This window comes from Micromonospora sp. URMC 106 (genome assembly GCF_051386395.1).
Taxonomy (GTDB): domain Bacteria; phylum Actinomycetota; class Actinomycetes; order Mycobacteriales; family Micromonosporaceae; genus Micromonospora.
The window spans coordinates 1-20,922 of sequence record NZ_JBPQTP010000036.1; the positions used below are offsets into that span (position 1 = coordinate 1).

At 76.7% G+C, this 20,922-nt stretch carries 2 protein-coding genes; both read right to left on the minus strand.

Translation table 11 applies throughout. The features are described from left to right. Positions 1 to 9,708 (minus strand): type I polyketide synthase (locus ACSNOB_RS14095; protein ID WP_436687053.1); only part of this gene is annotated, 9,708 nt, incomplete at its 3' end. A 46-nt stretch (positions 9,709 to 9,754) separates the two neighbouring features. After that, positions 9,755 to 20,920, minus strand: coding sequence for a type I polyketide synthase (locus ACSNOB_RS14100; protein WP_436687057.1), 11,166 nt, complete (start codon positions 20,918 to 20,920; stop codon positions 9,755 to 9,757). Positions 20,921 to 20,922 lie beyond the last annotated feature (2 nt).

Genomic DNA, 20,922 nt, shown 5'->3' on the forward strand with positions numbered 1-20,922 from the left:
CAACAGGGCCCCATAGTCCTGACCATTCGTGCCCACGAACACCCCTGTTCGCGAACCCCGCAACGACCCCGGGTCAACCCCTGCCCGCTCCACCGCCTCCCACGACGTCTCCAACAGCAACCGCTGCTGCGGATCCATCGCCAGGGCCTCCCGCGGCGAAATCCCGAAAAAACCCGCATCGAACTCCGCCGCCTCGTACAGGAAGGCCCCGCTGCGGACGTAGGAGGTGCCGGTGGAATAGGGGTCGGGGTCGTAGAGCCGGTCGATGTCCCAGCCCCGATCGCCGGGCAGGTCGGACACGGCGTCCCGGCCGGCGCGCAGCATCTCCCAGAACCGCTCGGGATCGTTCGCGCCGCCGGGGAAGCGGCAGGACATGGCGACGATGGCCACCGGCTCGTCGTCGCCGAGCGCCACGGGGGCGGTCTCCACCGTCGCGGCGACCCCGCCGCCCAGTTCCTCGTGCAGGTGCCGGGCGAGCGCGGTCGGGGACGGGTAGTCGAAGACCAGGGTCACCGGCAGCCGCAGCCCGGTGGCGGTGGCGAGCCGGTTGCGCAGCTCCACGGCGGTCACCGAGTCGAAGCCGAGGTCGCGGAACGCGTGGTGCGGGTCGACGGCCTCGCCGTCGGCGTACTTGAGGACCGTGGCCGCCTGGTCGCGGACCAGGTCGAGCAGCGCCTGCTGGCGCTCGGTGGCGCTCATCCGGGTGAACGCGGCGGCGGGGCCGGCGTCGTCGGCCTGCTTCGCCTCGGTGAGGCCCTTGGTGGCCCGCAACCGCTGTGCCTCGGGGATCTCGGAGATCAGCGGGCCGGGTCGGGTCGCCGTGAACGCGACGAAGAACCGGTCCCAGGCGATGTTCGAGATGGTCAGGAACGTCTCGTCGTGCTCGACGGCCTGGTGCAGCGCCGCGACGGCGAGCCGTGGGGGCATCTCGGGCGCGCCGTGGCGGTGCAGCATCCGGCCGAACTCGCCGTCGGCCATGCCGCCCCCGCCCCAGGCGCCCCAGCCGATGGAGGTGGCGGGCAGGCCGAGGTCGCGCCGGTGCTCGGCGAGGGCGTTGAGGAACGCGTTGCCGGGGGCGTAGTTGCCGACACCGGAGCTGCCGACCGTGCCCGCCATCGAGGAGAACAGGATGAACGCGTCGAGGTCCAGGTCGCGGGTCAGCTCGTGCAGGTTCAGCGCGGCGGTGACCTTGGCGCTCAGCGCGTAGTTGACCTGGTCCAGGGTCAGCGAGTTGATCACCGAGTCGTCGAGCACGGCGGCGGTGTGCACGACGGTGGTCAGCGGGTGCTCGGGCGGCAGGTCCGCGAGGACGGCGGCGAGCGCCGACCGGTCGGCGGCGTCGCAGGCGGCCACGGTGACCCGGGCGCCCAACCCGACCAGCTCGGCCTCCAGCTCGGCGATGCCCTCGGCCTGCCGGCCGCGCCGGCTGAGCAGCACGAGGTGCGGGGCGCCGTTGGCGGCGAGCCAGCGGGCCATGTGTCCGCCGAGCGCGCCGGTGCCGCCGGTGACCAGGGCGGTGCCGGAGGGCCGCCACTCGCGGGCGGCGGGCGCGTCGCCGAGCGGGGCGTGCAGCAGCCGGCGGCCGAACGCACCGGCCCGCCGCAGCGCGACCTGGTCCTCCCCGTCGAGGCCGGTGACGACGCGGACGAGCCGGCGGGCGGCCGCGTCGTCCGGCTCGGCGGGAAGGTCGACCAGGCCACCCCAGCGGTCCGGGTGTTCGAGGGCGGCGACCCGGCCGAAGCCCCAGGCGAGCTGCTGCAGCGGGTGCGGCAGCGGGTCGCCCGGGTCGGTGGAGACGGCGCCCCGGGTGAGGCACCACAGCGGGGCGCGGACGCCGGCGTCGCCGAGCGCCTGCACCAGCGTCACGGTGCCGGCGAAGCCGACCGGCACCGAGGGGTGCGCGGGGGCGGGCGTCTCGTCGAGCGCCAGCAGCGACAGGATCCCGGCGACCGGCGCGCCGCCGTCGGCGAGGTCGCGCAGCCGGGCGCCGAGGGCCGCGCGGTCCGTGCGGTCGCCGTCCAGCGCCAGCGGTACGACGGTGCCGCCGTGCCGTTGCAGCGCCTCCCGGCAGAACGCGGCCTGGGCGGCGTCGGTGTCGTCGGGGCCGGTGACCAGCCACCAGGTGCCGGCGGCGGTGGGCTCACCGGGGTCGTCGGCCGCGATCGGCAGCCAGCTGTCCCGGTACCGCCAGGAGTCGACGGTGGCCTGGTCGCGGTGCCGGCGGCGCCAGGCGGCGAGCACCGGCAGCACGTCGGCGAAGGCGGCCTCCGGGACGGGCCCCACGTCGGTGGAGTCGGCGAGTTCGGCGGTGAGGGCGGCCAGGTCCTCCGCCTCGACGGCGGCCCAGAACCGGGCGTCGACCTCGTCGTCGGCGACCGGGCCGGCGGCGCCGGCGGCCGGGGCCTGCGCGGCGGACGGCTGCGGCCAGTAGAGCTGCCGCTGGAACGGGTACGTGGGCAGGTCGCGGCGGCGTCCGGCGAAGCCGGCGAACGCGGGCCGCCAGTTGACCGGCGCTCCCCCGGCGTACACCTCGGCCAGGGCACGGAGGAAGCGGCCGAGGCCGCCCTCGTTGCGGCGGAGGGTGCCGGTGACGGTGGCCGCGCCGGGGTCGGCGGCGACCAGCTCGACGCTCTCCTGCACCGCCATGGTGAGCACCGGGTGGGCGCTGACCTCGACGAAGGTCTGGTAGCCGGCGGCGACCAGGCTGCGCACCGCGTCGTCGAAGCGGACCGTCTGCCGCAGGTTGCGGTACCAGTAGTCGGCGTCGAGGGCGGCGGTGTCGAGCCAGTCCCCCGCCACGGTGGACCGGAACCGGACCTCGCCCGTGCGGGGGCGCAGCCCGGCGAGCAGTTCGAGGAGCTGCTCGCGCAGCGGCTCGACGTGGGCGGAGTGGGAGGCGTAGTCCACCGGGACGCGGCGCACCCGCACCTCGCGGGACTCGTAGTGGGCGACCAGCTCGTCGAGGGCCGCGCCGTCGCCGGAGACCACCACGGAGGTGGGTCCGTTGACGGCGGCGAGGGCGACCCGCCCGGCCCAGCGGGTGATCGTGTCGGTGGCCTCGTCGGCGGTGGTGGCGACGGAGACCATGCCGCCGTCCCCGGCGATGCCGGCGATGATGCGGCTGCGCAGCGCCACCACGGCCGCCGCGTCGTCAAGGGTGAGGCCCCCGGCGACGTGCGCGGCGGCGATCTCGCCCTGGGAGTGTCCGACGACGGCGGACGGGCGCACGCCGTACGACTCCCAGAGCGCGGCGAGCGACACGCTGACCGCGAACAGGGTGGGCTGGACGACGTCGACCCGCTCCAGCGACGGGGCGTCCGGCGCGCCGCGCACCACGTCGGTCGGCGACCAGTCGACGTACGGGCGCAGCGCCTCGGCGCAGGCGGCGAACTTCTCGGCGAAGACCGGGGCGGTGTCGAGGAGTTCGGCGGCCATGCCGACCCACTGGGATCCCTGGCCGGGGAAGACGAACGCGACCTCGCCCGGCGTGCCGGGGACGCGGGTGACGGTTGCCGGGGTGGGCCGGCCGGCGGCGAGCGCGTCGAGGGCGGCGGTCAGCTCGTCCCGGTCGGCGGCGAAGACGACGGCCCGGTGGTCGTGGGACGCGCGGGTGGCGGCGAGCGACCAGCCGACGTCGGCGAGCCCGGCGTCCTCGACGGTGTCGAGGTGGGCGCGCAGGTCCCGGGCGCGGGCGGTGAGGGCGTCGGCGGTGCGCCCGGAGAGCACCCAGGGCAGCTCCCCGGCCGGCCCGGTGGTCGTCGGCTCGGGCTCGGGCTCGCCGGCGGGGGCCTGTTCGAGGATGGTGTGCACGTTGGTGCCGCTGATGCCGAACGAGGACACGGCGGCGCGGCGGATGCCGTCGGCCGGCTGCCAGGGGCGGGCGGAGGTGAGCAGTTCGACGCTGCCGGCCGACCAGTCGACGTGCGGGGTGGGCTCGTCCACGTGCAGGGTCGGCGGCAGCACCCCGTGCCGCATGGCGAGGACCATCTTCATCACCCCGGCCACGCCGGCGGCGGCCTGGGTGTGCCCGATGTTCGACTTGATCGACCCGAGCCACAGCGGCCGGCCCGCCGGCCGGTCCCGCCCGTACGTGGCGATCAGCGCCTGCGCCTCGATCGGGTCGCCGAGGGTGGTGCCCGTACCGTGCGCCTCGACGGCGTCGACCTGGTCGGCGGTCAGCCCGGCGTTGGCCAGAGCCTGCCGGATCACCCGCTGCTGGGCGGGGCCGTTGGGGGCGGTGAGGCCGTTGGACGCGCCGTCCTGGTTGACGGCGCTGCCGCGCAGCACGGCGAGGACCGGGTTGCCGTCGCGCTTGGCGTCGGAGAGCCGCTGGAGCACCAGCAGGCCGACGCCCTCGCCCCAGCCGGTGCCGTCGGCGGCCCCGGCGAACGGCTTGCACCGGCCGTCGGCGGCGAGGCCGCGCTGCCGGGAGAAGCCGACGAAGATCCCGGGGGTGGCCATCACGGTGGCGCCGCCGGCCAGGGCGAGGTCGCACTCCCCCGCCTGCAGGGCCTGCGCGGCCAGGTGCATCGCGACCAGCGACGACGAGCAGGCGGTGTCGACGGTGACCGCCGGGCCGTGCAGCCCGAAGGTGTACGCCAGCCGGCCGGAAATGACGCTGGCGGAGGTGCCGGTGGCGAGGTAGTTCTCGTCGACGTCCCCGGCGGCCATCAGCAGCGAGCCGTAGTCCTGGCCGTTGGTGCCGACGTACACGCCGGTGCGGCTGCCGCGCAGCGCGGTCGGGTCGATCCGGGCCCGCTCGAACGCCTCCCAGGTGGCCTCCAGCAGGAGCCGCTGCTGCGGGTCCATGGCGAGGGCCTCGCGGGGGCTGATGCCGAAGAACGCGGGGTCGAACTCGCCGGCCCCGGTGACGAAGCCACCCTCGCGGACGTAGCTGGTGCCGAGGTGCTCGGGGTCGGGGTGGTACAGCTCGGCGAGGTTCCAGCCGCGCTCGCCGGGCATCAGGCTCATCGCGTCGGTGCCGCTGGCGACGAGCTCCCACAGTTGCTCGGGCGAGGTGACACCGCCGGGGAACCGGCAGCTCATGGCGACGATGGCGATCGGCTCGCGGTGCAGGTGCGTACCGTCGGCGAGCACCTCGTCGGCGGTGTGGCCGGCGGTGAGGCCGTGCAGGTGGGCGGCGAGCTCGGCGACGGTGGGGTGGTCGAAGACCAGCGTGGCGGGCAGGCTCATGCCGGTCTCGGCGGTCAGCCGGTTGCGCAGCTCGACGGCGGTGAGCGAGTCGAAGCCGAGGTCGCGGAACGTGCGGTCGGGCAGCGGCTGGCCGGCCGGGTAGCCGAGCACCACCGCGGCCTGGGTGCGGACGAGGTCGGCGAGCTGCGGCAGGGACCGGCCGACCACGACGGCGCGGACGGGGCCGGTGGGCACGGCCGGCACCCCGGGCAGGGCGGCGATCAGCGGGGTGGGCCGGCCCCAGGCGGCGGCGAGGCGGCCCCAGTCGACGTCGGCGACGGTGACCGCCGGCTCGGCGGTGTTGACGAGCCGGCCGAGGGCGGTGACCGCCTCGGCGGCGGGGAGCGGGTTGATCCCGCCCCGGGTGAGGCGGGCGGTCAGCGCGGTGGTCGCCGCGGCCATGCCGTCCTCGGCCCAGGCGCCCCAGGCGATGGCGGTGCCGGGCAGGCCCTGGCCGCGCCGCCAGGCCGCGAACGCGTCGAGGTAGGCGTTGGCCGCCGCGTAGTTGCCCTGTCCGGCGCTGCCGATCACCCCGGCGAGGGAGGAGAAGAGCACGAACGCGTCGAGGTGCCGGCCGGCGGTCGCCTCGTGCAGCACATGGGCGGCGCGGACCTTGCCGTCGAGGACGGCCTGCATCCGGGTCAGGTCGAGCCCGTCGAGGACGCCGTCGTCGACCACCCCGGCGGTGTGCACGACGGCGGTCAGCTCCGGCAGTCCGGCGACGAGCGCGTCGACCGCCTCCCGGTCGGTGACGTCGCAGGCCACCACCCGCACCGCCCCCAACTCGTCGACCAGCTCCGCCGCGCCGGGCGCGTCCGGGCCACGCCGCGACGCCAGCACCACCTCGTCGGCCCCGTTGGCCAGCAACCACCGGGCCACGTGCCGACCCAACGCACCCGTACCGCCGGTCACCAGCACCGTGCCGGCGGGCCGCCAGCCCGCACCGGCGGGCGGCGCGGCCGGGACGAGCCGCCGGCCGAAGGTGCCCTGCGGGCGGATCGCCACCTGGTCGTGCCCGGCGTCGGCGAGGACGGCGAGCAGCGCGTCCCCGGCGCTCCGGTCGACGCGGGCGGGCAGGTCGACCAGCCCGCCCCAGCGGTCCGGCTGTTCCAGGGCGACGACCCGGCCCAGGCCCCAGGCCAGCGCGGGCCACGGGTCGGCGACGGTCTCGGCGCCGACGGCGACGGCGCCCCGGGTGAGGCACCAGAGCCGGCCGGGCAGGCCGGCGTCGGCGAGCGCCTGGGTGAGGCTGAGCAGCAGCGCGGCGCCGACGGAGACGGCCGGGGCGTCCGGCAGCGCCCGGTCGCGTCCGGGCAGCACGCAGAGCACCCCGGTCCAGCCCTGGTCGCCGTGCCGGCGCAGCAGCTCGGCCAGCTCGGCGCGGCCGGCGCCGGGGGCGACGGCGAGGGTGTCGACGTGGGCTCCGGCGCCGGCCAGCGTCCCACTTACACCGGCGTCGGCGGCGTCGTCGTCGGAGGCGGCGGTGACGACCAGCCAGCGGCCGGTCAGCGTCGACGCGGCGGCGGGACGCACCGGCTCCCAGCCGACGCGGTGCGACCAGCCGTCCACGACGGCGTCGCGTTGCCGGGCCCGCCGCCACGACGACAGCACCGGCACGGCCGGGGCGAGCGCCTCGACCGCGGCGGGGTCGTCCTGCACGGCCAGGTGGGACGCCACCTCGGTCAGGTCGCCGCGTTCCACCGCCGCCCAGAAGCCGCCCTCGGCGGCGTCGGTCGGCGCGGCCTGCCCGGCGGCGTCGCCCGCCTCGGGCCAGTAGCGCCGGTGCTGGAACGCGTACGTGGGCAGGTCGACCCGGCGCGCGCCGGTGCCGGCGAACCACGGCTGCCAGGTCACCGGCACCCCGTGCACGTGCAGCTCGGCCAGCGCGGCCAGCAGGCCCTGCGGCTCGGGCCGGTCCTTGCGCTGGATCGGCACGGCGAGCACGCCGTCCCCGTCGGGCAGGACCTCACCGGTCATCGCGGTCAGTACGCTCTGCGGCCCGATCTCCAGGAACGTGTCCGCCCCGGCGGCGCGCAGGGTGGTGATCCCGTCGGCGTAGCGCACGGCCTCGCGGACGTGCCGCACCCAGTAGTCGGCCGTGCGGACCTCGTCGGCGTCGGCGAGCGCCCCGGTCACGTTCGACACGATCGGCAGCGCCGGCGCGGCGAAGGTGAGCCGGCCGAGCACCGCGCGGAAGGTCGCGAGCACGGGCTCCATCAGCGGGCTGTGGAAGGCGTGGCTGACCGCGAGCCGGCGCGTGCGCGCGCCCCGGTCCCGCCAGAGCCGCTCCACCTCGTCGAGGGCCTCGACGGCGCCGGAGACGACGACGGACGACGGGCCGTTCACCGCCGCGATCCCCAACCGGTCGGTGCGCCCCTCCAGCGTGGCGAGCACGTCCGCCTCGGGGGCGGCGACGGCCAGCATCGCGCCCCCGGCCGGCAGCGCCTGCATCAGGCGGCCCCGGGCGGCCACCAGCGCGCACGCGTGCTCCAGGGACAGCACCCCGGCCACGTGCGCGGCGGTGACCTCGCCGATGGAGTGGCCGCCCACGAGGTCCGGCACGATCCCGAACGACTCGACGAGGCGGAACAGGGCCACCTCGACCGCGAAGAGGCCGGCCTGGGTGAACACCGTCTGGTCCAGCAGCTCGGCCTCGGGCGTGCCCGCCTCGGCGAACAGCACCTCTTGCAGGGGGCGCGGCAGGGCGCGGTCCAGGTGTCCGCACGCCTCGTCCAGCGCGGCGGCGAAGACGGGGAACTCGGCGTACAGCTCCCGGCCCATGCCGGCGCGCTGCGCGCCCTGGCCGGAGAAGAGCACCGCGAGCTGACCGCGCGGTGATCCGGCGCCGGCGGCGACGTTGCCGGCCGGTTCCCCGGCGGCGAGGGCGCGCAGCCCGGCGAGCAGGTCGTCGCGGCCGGTCGCCGACACGACGGCCCGGTGGTCCAGGGTGGACCGGGCGGTGACCGACGAGAAGGCCACGTCGAGCGGGCGCGGGGTCGGGTCGGCGGCCAGCCAGGCCGCCCAGCGGCCGGCCTGCGCGGCGAGGGCGTCCGCCGACCGGGCGGAGAGCAGCACCGGGACCGTCGGGCGGTCGGCCGCCACGGCCGGCTCGTCCTCGGCCTCGGTCGGGGCCGGCGCCTGCTCGATGATGGTGTGCGCGTTGGTGCCGGAGACCCCGAACGACGACACGGCGGCCCGGCGCGGCCGGTCCGCGTCGGGCCACGGCGTGGGGTCGGTGGCGAGGGTGACCGCGCCGGCGGTCCAGTCGATGTGCGGGGACGGCTCGTCCACGTGCAGGGTCGGCGGGACGAGACCGTGCCGGATCGCCATGACCATCTTGATCACGCCGGCGACGCCGGCGGCGGCCTGGGTGTGCCCGATGTTCGACTTCACGGAGCCGAGCAGCAGCGGCGCGGTGTCGCCCCGGTCCTGCCCGTACGTGGCGAGCAGGGCCTGCGCCTCGATCGGGTCGCCGAGCCGGGTGCCGGTGCCGTGCGCCTCCACCACGTCCACCTGCTCGGGGGTGAGCCGGGCGTTGGCCAGGGCCTGCTGGATGACGCGCACCTGGGAGGGGCCGTGCGGGGCGCTCAGGCCGTTGGACGCGCCGTCCTGGTTGACGGCGCTGCCGCGGACCACGGCGAGCACGGGGTAACCGTGGCGCTGGGCGTCGGAGAGGCGGGTGAGCAGCAGCATCCCGATCCCCTCGGACCAGGAGGTGCCGTCGGCGCCGGCGGCGAACGCCTTGCACCGGCCGTCGGCGGCGAGGCCGCGCTGACGGCTGAAGCCGACGAACACCGCCGGGGTGGGCATCACCGTCACGCCGCCGGCCAGCGCCAGCTCGCAGTCGCCGTTGCGCAGCGCCTGCGCGGCCAGGTGGATGGCGACCAGCGAGGACGAGCAGGCGGTGTCGACGGTGACCGCCGGCCCCTCCAACCCGAGGGTGTACGCGACGCGGCCGGAGATCACGCTGGTGGCGTTGCCGGTGAGCAGGTGCCCCTCGCCGTTCTCGGCCTGCGCCATCATGCCGTCGTAGCCGTGCGACGCCGCCCCGACGAACACCCCCGTACGGCTGCCCCGCACCGCCGGCAGCGGCAGCCCGGCCCGCTCGAACGCCTCCCAGGAGGTCTCCAGCAGCAGCCGCTGCTGCGGGTCCATGGCGACGGCCTCGCGGGGCGAGATGCCGAAGAGGTCCGCGTCGAAGTCCGCGGCGGCGTAGACGAAGCCGCCCTCGCGGACGTAGCTGGTGCCCGGGTGGTCGGGGTCGGGGTGGAAGAGGCGGTCCAGGTCCCAGCCCCGGTCGGCGGGGAACGGCCCGATCCCGTCACCGCCGTCGCGGACGAGCTGCCACAGCGACTCGGGGCTGTCGACGCCGCCCGGGTACCGGCAGCTCATCGCCACGATGGCGATGGGCTCGGAGTCCCGGGCCTCCAGCTCGCGCAGCCGCCGCCGGGTACGCCGCAGCTCCGAGGTCGTACGCTTCAGGTACTCGACGTACTTCTCGTCCTCGTTGCTCACCGTGGACCTACCTCACTCGGCATGCCGATGTCGTTGCGGCTGGTGGTCACGACGTCTCCAGCTCGCGGTCAATCAGGTCGAAGATGTTCTCGGCGGTGGCCGACTCGAGGTCGTCGTCGCCGTCCGCGTCCGCCTGCCGCTCGGTCAGCCGGTCCAGCAGTCCGTGCAGCCGGTCGGTGATCCGGCGGAACTCGTCGTCCGTGGGGTCGAGCCCGGCGAGCGCCGCCTCCAGCCGGTCGAGTTCCCGGCCCGCCGCCGCCGACCGGTCGCCCGCCGGGGCCACCGGGGCGAACTGCCCGGCCAGGTGCTCGGCGAGCGCGGTCGGCGTCGGGTTGTCGAAGACCAGCGTCGCCGGCAGCCGCAGCCCGGTGGCCGCGCCGAGCCGGTTGCGCAGCTCGACGGCGGTGAGTGAGTCGAAGCCGAGTTCGCGGAAGGCGCGGGTCGGCTCGATGCCGGCCGGGTCGCCGTGGCCGAGGACGACCGCCATGTGCGACAGCACCAGGTCCCGCAGGGCGCGGGCCCGCTTGTCGTCGGGGAGGCCGCGCAGCGTCTCCGCGAACGCCTGCCCGTCGGCGACCTCGCCGGCCGCGGCCCGGCGGGCGGCGGGGCGGACGAGGTTGGCCAGCAGCGGGTGGACCGGCGCGCCGGGTGCGGCCGTCCCCGTGACGATCTTGGCGGGCACCAGCGTCGCCCGCTCGGCGCGCCAGACCGCGTCGAACAGCGCGAGGGCCTCGTCGTCGGCCAGGGCGGCCATGCCACCCCGGTCGAGCCGGCGGATGTCGGCCGAGTCGAGGTGCCCGGTCATGCCGCTGGCGCGGGCCCAGCGGCCCCAGGCCAGGGCGACCGCCGGCAGGCCGAGGGCCCGCCGGTGCTCGGCGAGGGCGTCGAGGAACGCGTTGCCGGCCGCGTAGTTGCCCTGGCCCGGGCCCCCGAACACGCCGGCGGCGGCGGAGAAGAGCACGAACGCCGTCAGCTCGTGGCCGAGGGTGGCCCGGTGCAGGTTCCAGGCCGCGTCGACCTTGGGCCGCAGCACCGCGTCGAGCCGGTCCGCGGTGAGCGACTCGACGGTGGCGTCGTCGAGGACCCCGGCGGCGTGTACGACCGCGCGCAGCGGATGCCGCGGGTCCACCATGGACAGCACGTCCGCGACGGCGTCCGGGTCGGCCAGGTCGGCGGCGACGATCGACACGTCCGCGCCGAGCGCCTTGAGGTCGGCGAGCAGCTCGTCGGCGCCCTCGGCGTCCGGGCCGCGGCGGCTGACCAGCAGCAGCTGCCGGGCGCCGTGCGCGGTGACCAGGTGCCGGCAGAGCAGCGCGCCGAGGGTGCCGGTCGCCCCGGAGACCAGCACCGTGCCGTCGAGCCGGGGCGGCTGCGGGATGCTCAGGGCGAGCTTGCCGACGTGCCGGGCCTGGCTGAGGAAGCGGAACGCCTCGGGGGCGCGCCGGACGTCCCAGGTGCGCCGGGGCAGCGGCCGCAGCGCGCCGGCGGCGAAGAGCGCCATCAGCTCGGCCAGCATGCCGGCGATCCGGTCCTCGCCGGCCTCGATGAGGTCGAAGACCTGGTAGCTCACGCCGGGGTGGTCGGCGGCGACGCGCCGGGGGTCCCGCTTGTCGGTCTTGCCCATCTCGACGAACCGGCCACCCGGGGCGAGCAGCCGCAGCGACGCGTCGACGAACTCGCCGCTGAGCGCGTTGAGCACCACGTCGACGCCCCGGCCACCGGTGCGGCCGGCGAACTCGTCGGCGAAGTCGAGGGTGCGGGAGGAGGCGAGGTGCGCGTCGTCGAAGCCGGTGGCGCGCAGCGCGGGCCACTTGCCGGGGCTGGCCGTGCCGTACACCTCCGCGCCGAGGTGGCGGGCGATCTGCACGGCGGCCATGCCGACCCCGCCGGCCGCCGCGTGGACCAGCACGGACTCCCCGGCGCGCAGCCGGGCCAGCTCCACCAGGCCGTACCAGGCGGTCAGGAAGACCACGGGCACGGCGGCGGCGTCGGTGAACGACCAGTTGTCGGGGATGCGGGTGAGCAGGCGGCGGTCGGAGACCGCGGCCGAGGAGAACGAGCCGGAGAAGATGCCCATCACCCGGTCGCCGGGCGCGAGGTCGTCGACTCCGGGCCCGACGCCGAGCACCACGCCGGCGCCCTCGTTGCCCAGCACCTCCTGGTCGGGAACCATGCCGAGGGCCAGGACCACGTCCCGGAAGTTCAGCCCCGAGGCGCGCATCCCGACCAGGACGTGACCCGCCGGCAGGTCCCCGGCCACCGCGGGGGTCGGCAGCAGGGCCAGGTTCTCCAGCGTGCCCTTCTCGGTGACGTCCAGCCGCCACGGCACCTCGTCGGCGGGCAGCGGCAGCACTCCGGCGTCGCGCGCCCGGGCCAGCCGGGGCACCAGCAGGCCGCCGTCACGGACCGCGAGCTGCGGCTCCCCGGAGGCGACCGCCGCCGGGACCGCCGCGAGAGAGGCGGCGGCGTCGTCGGTGTCGAGCAGCGTGAAGCGGCCGGGATGCTCGGACTGCGCCGAGCGGACCAGCCCCCACAGGCTCGCCCGGGCCAGGTCGCGGGGCGCCTCGCCGGGGGCGGCGCCGACCGCGCCCCGGGTGTGCAGGACCAGCCGCGCCTGCTCCAGCCGGGGCTCGCCGAGCCAGCCCTGGACCAGCGCCAGCGCGTCCCGGGCCGCGTCGTGCGCGGCCTCGCCGGCCCGGTCCGGGTCCGGTTCCGCCCCGAACCGCAGGTCCAGCACCACATCGGGTACGTCCCCGTACCGCTCGACGGCCTCGACCAGGGTCGCCAGGTCGGCGTGGCCGCGCACCGGGTGCCCGGCGGCGGCCAACGCCTCGGCGAGGCCGAGGGTGTCGTCGCCGAGCAGCGCCCAGCGGGTGTCCCCCGCCGTCGCGTCGGTGGCCGGCAGCGGCGCCCAATCCAGGTGGAACACCGAGGTGCGGCGCAGCGCGGCGGCCTCGTCGGCCCGGCCGGCGGCGACCGGCCGGAAGGTCAGCGACTCGACGGTGGCGACCGGTTGGCCGGCGGTGTCGGCGAGGGTCACGGCGACCGTGTCCGGTCCGAGCGGCCGCAGCCGCACCCGCAGCCGGGTGGCGCCGTGCGCGTGCAGGGCGACCGAGCGGAAGGCGAACGGCATCCAGCCGGCACCGGAGGAGTCCGCCGGGTCGCCGAGCAGCGCGGTGACCCCGCTGGCCTGGAGGGCCGCGTCGAACAGGGCCGGGTGCAGCCCGAACCGGGACGCCTCGGCGGCCGCCTCGGCGGGGAGCGCCACCTCGGCGTAGACCTCGTCGTCGCCGCGCCACACCCGGCGCAGGCCCTGGAAGGCGGGACCGTAGCCGAGACCGCCCTCGGCCATCGCGGCGTACCAGGCGTCCAGGTCGGCGTCGACCTCGACCGCGTCCGCCGGCGGCCACTCCCCCGGCACGGCCGTCGGGGCGGCGAGCTGCGGCAGCAGCAGGCCCTCGGCGTGCCGGGTCCACTCGGTGTCGCCGTCCGCCTCGGGGCGGGAGTGCACGGTGACCGTCCGCTCGCCGGTGTCGCTCGGCGGGCCCACCCGCACCTGCACCTGGACCGCGCCGGTAGCCGGCAGCACCAGTGGGTTGACCAGCGTGAGGTCGCCCACCTGGCCGGCGTCGACCTCGTCGCCGGCCCGGACCACCATGTCGACGACGCCGGTGCCGGGGACGATCACCGCGCCGCCGACGGCGTGGTCGGCGAGCCACGGGTGGGTACGCACCGACAGCCGCCCGGTCAGCACGACCGCCCGGTCGTCGGCCACCGGCACGGCCGCGCTGAGCAGCGGATGTCCGGCATCCTGGAGGCCGGCGGAGCCGACGTCCCGCACCCGGTGCGCGGTCGGCTCCAGCCAGAAGCGTCCCCGGTCGAAGGCGTAGGTGGGCAGGTCGACGGTCGGGGTGGCCGCGAGGACCTTCGTCAGGTCGACGGGCAGGCCGATCGCGTGCGCCGTGGCCAGGTTGGTCAGCAACCGCGTCGGGTCGTCGTCACCGCGGCGCAGGCTGCCCAGGGTGTGCCCGCTGGTGCCGGTGTCGTCGAGGATCGCGGTGACCGGCATGGTGAGCACCGGATGCGGGGAGATCTCCACGAACACGCTGTGCCCGGCGGCGATGGCGACGCGCACGGCGGCGTCGAACCGCACCGTCTGCCGCAGGTTGTCGTACCAGTAGTCCGCCGTCATGCTTGCGGGCTCGACCCAGTCCCCCGTCAGCGTCGACACGAGGCGGGTGTGACCCGCCTGGGGGACGATGTCGGCCAGGTCGGCGCGCAGTTGTTCGGCGACGTCCTGCACGGCCGCCGAGTGCGACGCGTAGTCCACCGGAATCAACCGCGCCCTGATGCCCTCGGCCTGACACGCCTCCACCAGGTCCGCGACCGGCTGCGGCGGACCGGACACCACCACGGTCGACGGGCCGTTGACCGCCGCGACCCCGACGCCGGGGAAGCCCGCGAGACGAGCGGTGACCGCCTCGGCGGACAGGTCCACCGACGCCATCGTCCCGGTCCCCCGCAGCACCGTCAGCGCCCGCGACCGCAACGCCACCGCCCTCGCCGCATCCTCCAGGCTGAGGATGCCCGCCACACAGGCCGCGCCGATCTCACCCTGCGAATGACCGACCACCGCCGCCGGGGTGACGCCGGCGTGCTGCCAGAGCGCGGCGAGAGCGACACCGACGGCCCACAGCACGGGCTGCACGACCTCGACGCGTTCCAACCACGACTCGTCCTCACCCGTCAACACCGACACCAGATCCACGTCCAGGTACGGGGCGAGAGCACGCTGACACTCCGCCAGCCGCGCGTCGAACACCGGCGCACGACCCACCAGACCAGCCGCCATCCGCGCCGACTGCGCACCCTGACCCGGGAACACGAACACCGGACCGGCGGGGTGGGACGAGGCCACGCCCGTGACCACGTTGGCGGCCGGCGCACCGGCGGCCAGCGCGTCCAGGCCGGCCAGCAGCTCGGCGACACCGGCACCGACCACGGCCGCCCGCTGGTCGAACGTCGACCGGGTGGTGACAAGGGACCACGCCACCGCCGCCGGGTCCAGACCGTCGTGCCCGCGCACGTACTCGGCCAGCCGGGCGGCCTGACCGGCGAGGGCGGCCTTCGACCGCGCCGACACCGGCCAGACGACGGTGTCGGACCCGACCAGAGCCGGCGTGTCGGGCGCCTCGGGCGCCTCGGCGGAGTCGTCGGCCAGCTCGACGATCACGTGCGCGTTCGTGCCGGACATGCCGAACGACGACACCGCCGCCCGGCGGGGACGGTCCACCGCCGGCCACGGCCGGGACTCGGTCACCAACTCCACCGCGCCGGCCGACCAGTCGATGTGCGGCGACGGCTCGTCCACGTGCAGCGTCGCCGGGACGAGGCCGTGCCGCATCGCGAGGACCATCTTCATCACCCCGGCGACGCCCGCCGCCGCCTGGGTGTGCCCGATGTTCGACTTGATGGAGCCGAGCAGCAGCGGCTCGTGCCCGTCCCGGCCCTGCCCGTACGTGGCCAGGAGCGCCTGCGCCTCGATCGGGTCGCCCAGCGTGGTACCCGTGCCGTGCGCCTCCACCACGTCCACGTCAGCCGTGGACAGCCGCGCCGAGGCCAGCGCCTGCCGGATCACCCGCTGCTGCGACGGACCGTTCGGCGCCGTCAACCCGTTCGACGCACCGTCCTGGTTGACCGCACTACCCCGCACGACCGCCAACACCCGGTGACCGTTACGCCGCGCGTCGGACAGCCGCTCCACCAGCAGCACACCGACACCCTCACCCCAACCCGTACCGTCCGCACCCGCCGCGAACGCCTTGCACCGACCGTCGGCCGCCAGCCCGCGCTGCCGCGAGAACTCGGCGAACGTGCCGGGGGTGGCCATCACCGTGACGCCGCCGGCCAGGGCGAGGTCGCACTCGCCGCGCCGCAGCGACTGCACCGCCAGGTGCAACGCCACCAACGACGACGAACACGCCGTGTCCACCGACACCGCCGGCCCCTCCAACCCCAACGCGTACGCCACCCGACCCGACACCACACTCGCGGCGTTCCCCGTCGCCGCGAATCCCTCCACCTCGTCCGCGGCCACCGCCAACAGGGCCCCATAGTCCTGACCATTCGTGCCCACGAACACCCCTGTTCGCGAACCCCGCAACGACCCCGGGTCAACCCCTGCCCGCTCCACCGCCTCCCACGACGTCTCCAACAGCAACCGCTGCTGCGGATCCATCGCCAGGGCCTCCCGCGGCGAAATCCCGAAGAAACCCGGGTCGAACTCCGCGGCCCCGGGCAGGAACCCGCCCTTGTCGGCGTAGGTGGTGCCAGGGCTCGCCGGGTCCGGGTCGTAGAGCCGGTCCAGGTCCCAGCCCCGGTCGGTGGGGAAGTCGCCGATGGCGTCGACGCCGTCGGCGACGAGCCGCCACAGCCGTTCGGGGTCGTCGGCGCCGCCCGGGTAGCGGCAGGCCATGGCGACGATGGCCACCGGCTCGTCGTCGTCCACGGTGCTCGGCGCGGCGGCGGGGGCCGGCTCGACGGCGGCGTCGAAGAGGCCGGCGAGCAGGAAGCGAGCCAGCACGACCGGGGTGGGGTGGTCGAAGACCAGGGTGGTGGGCAGCGCCCGCCCGGTGGCGGCGACGAGCCGGTTGCGCAGCTCCACCGCGGTCAGGGAGTCGAAGCCGAGGTCGCGGAACGCGGTGGTCGCCGGGACGGCGGCGGCCCCGCCGTCGTGGCCGAGCACGTCGGCGGCGAGGTCCCGGACCAGGTCGGCGACAGTCTCCTCCCGCCGCGCCGGGGTCAGCCCGGCGAGCCGCCGGCGCAGGGTCGCCGCCGGTCCCTCGTCGCCGTCGTCGGCGGGCGCGCCGCCGTCGAGGGCGGCCCGCGCCTCCGGTACGCCGTCCAGCAGCGGCCGGCGGCGGGCGGAGGCGTACGCCGGGGCGAACCGGGACCAGTCGACGTCGGCCACGGTGACGGTGACGTCGTCGTGGTCGAGGGCCTGCCGCAGGGCGCCCATGGCCACGGCCGGGTCCATCGCGGGCAGGCCCCGGCGGCGCAGGTTCCGTTCGGCGTCGGCCGCGTGCATCCCGCCGTCGGACCACGGCCCCCAGGCGATGGCGGTGCCGGCCCGGCCGTCGGCCCGCCGTTGCTGGACGAGCGCGTCCAGGTACGCGTTGCCGGCCGCGTACGCCGCCTGGCCGCCGCTGCCCCAGGTGGCGGCGATGGACGAGTAGACGACGAAGGCGTCCAACTCCCGGTCGGCGAGCAGGTCGGCGAGGTGGGTGGCGCCGACGGTCTTGCCGGCGGTCACCTCGGCCAGCTCGGCGGGGGTGACCTCGGCCAGCGGGGTGGCCTGGGCGATGCCGGCGGTGTGCACGACGGTACGCACCGGCGGGCCGTCGGCCTCGACCCGGTGGAGCAGGCCGGCGAGGGCGGCCCGGTCGGCGATGTCGCAGGCGGCGACGGTGACCCGGGCGCCGAGGCCGCTGAGCTCGGCCTCCAGCTCGGCGGCGCCGGGGGCGTCCGGCCCGCGCCGGCTGACCAGCACCACGTGTTCGGCCCCGGCGGCGGCGAGCCAGCGGGCGGCGCGGGCCCCGAGCCCGCCGGTGCCGCCGGTGATCAGTGCGGCGCCGGTGGGGGTGAACCGGCGCGCCGGCGGGCGGTCGCCGAGGGCGGCGCGGACGAGGCGGCGGACGAAGACGCCGGGGCCGCGTACGGCGAGCTGGTCCTCGCCGGTCGAGCCGGTGAGGATCGCGGCGAGCCGGACGGCGGTGCGGTGGTCGGGGCGGGGCGGCAGGTCGACCAGGCCGCCCCAGCGGTGCGGCGCCTCGACGCCCACCACCCGGCCGAGGCCCCAGATCGCGGCCTGCGCCGGGTCGGCGACCCGGTCGTACGAGGTGGCGGCGACCGCGCCCCGGGTGATCAGCCACAGTGGCGCGTCGGTCCCGGCGTCGCCGAGCGCCTGCACGAGCGCGAGGGTGCCGGCCAGGCCGGGCAGCACGGCGCCGCCGGCGGCGGGCGGCTCCCCGGCCAGCAGGGAGACGACCCCGGCGAGGTCGGTGCCGGCGAGGGACGCCGCGAGGCCGGCCCGGTCGGCGTCCGGGTCGACGGTCAGCGGCAGCACGTCGGCGCCGGCGCCGGTCAGCGCGGCCCGGACGGTCTCCGCGGCCGGGTCGTCGGCGGTGCCGGCGGGCAGCGCCAGCAGCCAGGTGCCGGTCAGCCGGGCCGGGGCGGGCTCGGGGGTGGTCTGCCAGTCGGCCCGGTACCGCCAGCCGTCGAGCACGGAGTGTTCCTGCCGCTGCCGACGCCAGTCGGCGAGGACGGGCAGCAGCGTGCGCAGCGACTCGGCGGCGGCGGAGTCGGTGACGGCGAGGGTGTCCCGCAGCGCGTCGAGGTCGGCGCGTTCCACGGCCGCCCAGAACCGGCGGTCGAGCACGGCGGTCCCGGCGTCGGCCGGGTCGCCGGGCTCCTCGGCCGGCACCCAGTAGTGCTGCCGCTCGAACGGGTAGGTGGGCAGGTCGACGAGCCGGCCGGGCCGGCCGGCGAAGAGGTCCGCCCAGCGCACCGGCGTGCCGGCGACGTGGAGCTGGGCGAGGGCGGCGAGCAGGGCGCGGCGGTCCGGGCGGTCCCGGCGCAGCACCGGCACCACCACGGCGGGGGCGGCGTCGGCGGCCTCGACCCCGGCGAGGGTCTCCTGGACGGTGGCGGTGAGGACGGCGTCGGGGCCGACCTCGACGAAGGTGCCGACGCCGTGGGCGCGCAGGGTGCGTACGCCGTCGGCGAAGCGGACCGCCTCCCGGACGTGCCGCACCCAGTAGCCGGGGTCGGTGAGCTGTGCCGGGTCGGCCAGCGCGCCGGTCAGGTTGGACACCACCGGCAGGGTGGGGGCGCGCAGGTCGAGGCCGGCGGCGACGGCGGCGAACTCGGCGAGCATCGGCTCCATCAGCGGGCTGTGGAAGGCGTGGCTGACCCGCAGCCGCCGCACCTTCACTCCCCGGGCGGTCCAGAGTTCGGCCAGCTCGTCGACGGCCACGCTGTCGCCGGAGAGGACCACGGCGGTGGGCCCGTTGACGGCGGCGACGGCGACGCGGTCGGTCAGCCCGGCGATCGACTCGGCGACCCGCGCCTCGTCGGCGGCGACGGCGAGCATCGCCCCGCCGGCGGGCAGGGCCTGCATGAGGCGGCCCCGGGCGGCGACGAGGGCGCAGGCGTCGTCGAGGGTGAGCACGCCGGCCACGTGGGCGGCGGTCAGCTCGCCGACGGAGTGCCCGGCGACCAGGTCGGGGGCCAGCCCCCAGGAGCCGAGCAGCCGGTGCAGCGCCACCTCGACGGCGAACAGCGCGGCCTGGGTGAAGACGGTCTGGTCGAGCAGCGCCGCCTCGTCGGTGCCGGGCTCGGCGAACAGCAGCGGCTTCAGCGGCCGGGGCAGCCGGTCATCGAGGTGGGCGCAGACCTCGTCGAGCGCCGCCGCGAAGACCGGGTACGCCTCGTACAGCTCCCGGCCCGCGCCGGCGCGCTGGGCGCCCTGGCCCGAGAAGAGGAACGCGACCGCGCCGCGCTCGGCGGCGGCGCCGGTGACCAGGCCGGGCGCGGACCGGTCGTCGGCGAGGGCGTGCAGGGCGGTGAGCAGGCCGTCCCGGTCTTCGGCGAGGACGACCGCCCGGTGCTCCAGGGGCGAGCGGGAGACCACCGAGGTCCAGGCCACGTCGGCCGGGCGCAGGTCCGCGTCGTCGGCGACGTACCGGGACCAGCGCTCGGCCTGGCGGCGCAGCGCGGCGCGCGTGCGGCCGGTGAGCAGCACCGGTGCGGGCGCGGGGAGTTCCGGCCGGTCGGCGTCGGCGGGGGTCGCCTCGGGCTGTTCCAGGATGAGGTGGGTGTTGGTGCCGCTCATCCCGAACGACGACACGGCGGCCCGGCGCGGCCGGTCCACGGCCGGCCACGGCGTGGCCTCGGTGACCAGGGTGACCGCGCCGGTGGTCCAGTCCACGTGCGGGGTGGGCTCGTCGACGTGCAGGGTGGCCGGCACGATCCCGTGCCGCATCGCCTGCACCATCTTGATGACCCCGGCGACGCCGGCGGCGGCCTGGCTGTGGCCGATGTTGGACTTGATCGAGCCGAGCAGCAGCGGCGCGGCGTCGCCCCGCTCCTGGCCGTACGTGGCGAGCAGCGCCTGGGCCTCGATCGGGTCGCCGAGGGTGGTGCCGGTGCCGTGCGCCTCCACCACGTCGACCAGGTCGGGGGTGAGCTTCGCGCCGGCCAGGGCCTGCCGGATGACCCGCTGCTGGGACGGGCCGTTGGGGGCGGTGAGCCCGTTGGACGCGCCGTCCTGGTTGACGGCGGAGCTGCGGATGATCCCGAGCACGGGGTGGCCGTTGCGGCGGGCGTCGCTGAGCCGTTCCAACAGCAGCATGCCCACGCCCTCGGACCAGCCGGTGCCGTCGGCGGCGGCGGCGAACGACTTGCACCGGCCGTCGGCGGCGAGGCCGCGCTGCCGGGAGAACTCGACGAAGGGGCCGGGGGTGGCCAGCACGGTCGCGCCGCCGGCCAGGGCGAGGCCGCACTCCCGCTGGCGCAGCGCCTGGCAGGCGAGGTGGATGGCGACCGACGCCGAGGAGCAGGCGGTGTCCACGGTGACCGTGGGGCCCTCCAGCCCGAACGTGTACGCCAGCCGGCCGGAGACGACGCTGGCGGCGGTGCCGGTCAGCACGTACCCCTCGACGCCGGGCGCCCGGTGCAGCACGGCGGCGTAGTCCTGGCCGGAGGTGCCGACGAAGACGCCGGAGCGGCTGCCGCGCAGCGACAGCGGGGCGATGCCGGCCCGCTCGAACAGCTCCCAGGTGACCTCCAGCAGCAGCCGCTGCTGTGGGTCCATGGCGACCGCCTCGCGCGGCGAGATGCCGAACAGCGCGGCGTCGAACTGCCCCGCGTCGGGCAGGAACCCGCCGGCGGTGGTGTACGAGGTGCCGGGGTTGTCCGGGTCGGCGTGGTAGAGCCGCTCCAGGTCCCAGCCGCGGTCGGTGGGGAAGTCGCCGATGGCGTCCCCGCCGGACGAGACGAACTGCCAGAGGTCCTCGGGCGAGTTGATGCCGCCCGGGTAGCGGCAGCTCATCGCCACGATCGCCACCGGCTCGGACTCCTCGGCGGTGACCTCGCGGAGCCGTTGGCGGGTCTGGTGCAGCTCGGCGACGACCCGCGTCAGGTATTCGCGCAGCC